Genomic DNA, 4071 nt, shown 5'->3' on the forward strand with positions numbered 1-4071 from the left:
ACAGAACTTCGTCGGCATCACGATTGACGGCGGCAAGCTGACGGCATTTACGTACGAAATTGATCAGAATGTGGACAAAGCTGCTCCGTATCTGGTTGACCAGTTTGGTATTCAAAAAATCTCCAATACCGGCAATAACGTTGACACCCCTAGCAATACTGGAGGTGGAGGAACGAAACCGGCGCCGCCAGCAACGCCGACGGTACCAACGGCACCAACTACGCCGTCGTCACCAGAATTACCGGCACCAATCGTTCCGGCGGCAAAGCTGAAGGATATTGGCGGGCACTGGGCAGCAGCTGCAATCAACAAGGCCGTGGAGCTTGGATTTGCCAAAGGGTATGCAGACGGAACCTTCCGTCCGAACCAAACGGTCAACCGGGCGGAATTTATTACTCTCCTGATGCGTGCTGTGAAACATCCGGATGCCGGGAAGTCACTGGGCTTCAAAGATACGGGCAAAATTCCGGCTTGGTCGCAATCCTATATCGCGCAAGCTTTGGATGCGGGTATTATTGCCGGCTATAACGATAACACCTTCCGTCCCGATCAGGTCATCACAAGAGCCGAAATGGCGGCGTTGATTGTCCGTGCTGGCGGGGTCGAAGTGAATCCTAAAGCGGCGCTGTCTTTTGCGGACGCCAAGGTTGCTCCGAAATGGGCGGTTCCTTATATCGCAGCGATTAAGGATGCGGGGCTTGTGAATGGAATTGGTCAGAACCGCTTTGCTCCAAATCAAAGTGTTACAAGAGCGGAAGCTGTAACCGTCATTCTGGGGCTGCTGCAGCGAGCGCAATAACAGCAATTTTCCACAAACGGGGCGTCCCACAAGCCGTGCAACGGCTAGGGACGCCTCTATACTTTGAGGAGTTAAGTCCGCAGCAGATCGGCGTGGTTGATTTTCTAGTTTTAATTTGTAGGTCCTGATGGAGAGCTTTAGCATCAGGACTATTTGTGTTTAAAGGGTTCTGGCACTTATCCTGTCTTTTTTATACTCATAACCGAAAAAATGGCTTAGGGGAGCTGCTTGTATATTGGACACGCTCCAGTTCTTCGGCAATGATACGCATGCCCTCTTCAATATCTTGCTCATCGGTCCGCATGATGCTAAGGCGCAGTAAATTAAGCTTTGGGAAAGATGGAAGGAACTGATTATCGGTTGCAAATACATCAACGCCACGATTCTCCAATCGTTTGACCAAATCTTCTGTATGAATGAAGTCCGGAAGATGTATTGAAGTGAAAAGCCCTCCGCAAGAATGGATGGTATATAAGTACTCTTTGGACAATAATCGCTGTGAAATTTCTCTTAGATGTTTAATGCGATGATTGTACAAGGATTTCATTTGCTTCGCATGATGTGCATACATCCCGGACTTCATATAAATCTCGAGTACACCTTGAGAAAGCACCGAGGTGCTCAGATCCGCCGCATGTTTATGCCATTGGAGCGAAGGAATAAGCGACGTTGGTACTGCTGCTGCGGCAAGCCTTAATCCGGGCAGCATCACTTTGGAAAAGCTTCTGAGATAAATGACATGACTGGCTCCATTATAAGCGTGAATAGGATCTGCTTTACTGTTTGTTTCCAAATCAGCAAGATAATCATCTTCAACGATGTAGACGTCATTGGCTTTGGCGAGTTCTATCAGTCGCTGTTTGTCTTCCGCTGTGTAAGAAGTGCCTAACGGATTATGGAAGCGCGGGATTGTATAAAAAAACTTAATCATATTACTTTGAAAATAGCGCTCCAAAGTCACCCAATCAATGCCGTCAGGAGTTCTTTCGATGCCGATAACGGTTTGTCTTTGTGTCTTAAGCGCAGCCAGCATTCCCCAGTACGTTGGTTGCTCGACCAGAATGTTGGTTTTTCCATTTGGAAAAGGCATACCGGCTAGAAGATGGAGAGCTTGCTGGGCGCCTGAAAATATAAATACTTGCTGAGCCGAAGGGAAAACCTGTTGCTGCTGAAAAAGCTTCACGATCTCCTGGCGAAGAGAAAGCAAACCCTGTGGATCGGGATAAGTGAATATAGACGACTCAAATAATTCCATCGCTTTGTTCAAGCATTGACGAAAGTCTGTTTGCGGTATCGATGCGGGATCGGGAGCCGCTGATGTAAAATCGATTCGTTTTGTTTGCAGCAGGGGAAGGAGCGCTTCTTTGGCTACGACAAAATAACCGCTTTTCGGGCGTGAATAAATGAGATATTGTCTTTCGAGTTCTTGATAAACACGAATGATCGTGTTAAGGCTGCAATCGAATCTTTCGCTCTGCTTGCGGATGGATGCCAGCTTCTGGCCGGGCTTGATGAGACCATTGGCTATCTCCGAGCGGATGATTTGTTGAATGGATTCCATTTTATTTGTCATAAAATATGCCTCCAACCAGAAGAATTTGCTCTGCTATTTCTGTATCCTTACAGATGGATAAAAGATCAATATTCATGATTATTTGTATCTATTATAATACAAATCATCTTGCAAAGATGCATCTTATGACTACTTTCGTACATAGTTACTTTTAAGTGTCGAGTGCATTTTCGTATTAAATAATATTTTGGAGTGATTGTAATGAACAAAACGACAAGCAGCTGGACCAATGGTTTTCTGGGCGTACTCATCTTCAGCGGCTCGCTACCAGCAACACGGTTGGCTGTGATGGATTTGGATCCGTTGTTTCTCACCGTATGCCGTGCCGCAATTGCTGGGGTGCTAGCGGGAGTGCTCCTCCTCATCTTCCGGCAGCAACGGCCTGTCCGAAGTGACATTGGTCCGCTATTGTTAGTAGCACTCGGCGTGGTAGTAGGTTTCCCACTGCTTACAGCCTCGGCGCTTCAGTATGTCACATCCGCGCATGCAATTATCTACATTGGACTTCTGCCGCTTGCGACGGCGATTTTTGGTGTACTGCGTGGTGGTGAACGCCCCCGACCAACCTTTTGGATTTTCTCAGCTCTAGGCAGCTCCCTTGTAGCAGGATTCGCCCTAACACAAGGGGCTGCATCTTCGCCGGTCGGTGATGCGTTAATGCTGGCTGCTATCATCGTGTGCGGTTTCGGTTATGCGGAAGGAGGACGACTTTCTCGGAGGTTAGGAGGATGGCAGGTGATCTCTTGGGCGCTCATTCTGTCGCTTCCCGTTATGTTACTGCTCTCGTTTTATTACATGCCGGTTTCGTGGGCGGGTATCAGTGCTTCCGCACTTTGGAGTCTTGCTTATGTCTCTCTGTTCAGCATGCTCATCGGCTTTGTGTTCTGGTATCGTGGCCTTGCCCAGGGAGGTATAGCAGCGGTCGGGCAGTTACAACTACTTCAGCCATTCTTTGGGCTATTACTTTCTGCTCTCGTTCTTCACGAGTCAATTGGTTGGCCTATCTTTGTAGTAAATATCGGTGTCGTACTGTGTGTGGCGGTCGCACGGCGATTCGCAACGTAGATATATCGTTTGGTAGGTAAAGGGGAACCATAATTCAGAGAGTGTAGGCTTGTTGAAGAAACGGCCCTTTAACTATCGCTTGACTCCATGACAGCATTTATACATGAATCCAGTATTCGTAGACTTTCTACAGCGCTTGACCTGGGGTTACGCGGTTGAATCTGATAGCACACCCGTTCAGGCGGAGGGGATTCCAGATGATAAATAAAGAATTCACCTGTTTGTTCATACCGGCGTGCCAGAGACATCGGAACAATGGCCGATTCTTCCATTATTCATGCAGGAATTTGGCGTCTCGATTTCGACGGCCAGTTTGTCGATTTCGTTAACGATACTTGACTTGACATTGTGTTTTCATCGCTGTTTTTGGCTGTATTTTCGGATAAATGGGACCGTAAAATCTATAAGTTGAGCGTCGGTAAGAAAATCGTAAGAAATTCCGTATAGAAAAGTTAGGATCTTGTGATAAGCAACGAATAAATAACGCCTATGTGCTCGGTAAGATGAAACTACCGAGCATATAGGCGTTATTGACGTTTGATACGTGGCTTTGTTTTACGTTGAAAGCTTAAAACGAATCAATATCCTAAAATCACGACCTCAGGAGGCATACGATGAAAAGAATGTTATTCAC

3 protein-coding genes are annotated in these 4071 nt (G+C 46.9%); 2 read left to right on the forward strand and 1 reads right to left on the reverse strand.

The features are described from left to right. Positions 1 to 799 (forward strand): S-layer homology domain-containing protein (locus G5B47_RS25175; RefSeq protein ID WP_165104210.1); only part of this gene is annotated, 799 nt, incomplete at its 5' end. A 196-nt stretch (positions 800 to 995) separates the two neighbouring features. On the opposite strand, the gene G5B47_RS25180 is transcribed toward G5B47_RS25175, so the two are convergent. Further along, positions 996 to 2372, reverse strand: coding sequence for an aminotransferase-like domain-containing protein (locus tag G5B47_RS25180; RefSeq protein ID WP_165104212.1), 1377 nt, complete (start codon positions 2370 to 2372; stop codon positions 996 to 998). 201 nt (positions 2373 to 2573) lie between these two features. On the opposite strand from G5B47_RS25180, the gene G5B47_RS25185 reads away from it, so the two are divergent. Continuing rightward, a complete protein-coding gene (locus tag G5B47_RS25185) occupies positions 2574 to 3437 on the forward strand; it encodes a DMT family transporter (RefSeq protein WP_165104214.1) in 864 nt (287 codons plus the stop codon). Positions 3438 to 4071 lie beyond the last annotated feature (634 nt).

The organism is Paenibacillus apii (genome assembly GCF_011043685.1).
Lineage (GTDB): Bacteria > Bacillota > Bacilli > Paenibacillales > Paenibacillaceae > Paenibacillus_AQ > Paenibacillus_AQ sabinae.

What these genes read in the sequence shown, in the direction of transcription:
- G5B47_RS25180 (WP_165104212.1), bottom strand. Translation starts at nt 2,372, where the DNA reads ATGACAAATAAAATGGAATCCATTCAACAAATCATCCGCTCGGAGATA.
- G5B47_RS25185 (WP_165104214.1), top strand. Translation starts at nt 2,574, where the DNA reads ATGAACAAAACGACAAGCAGCTGGACCAATGGTTTTCTGGGCGTACTC.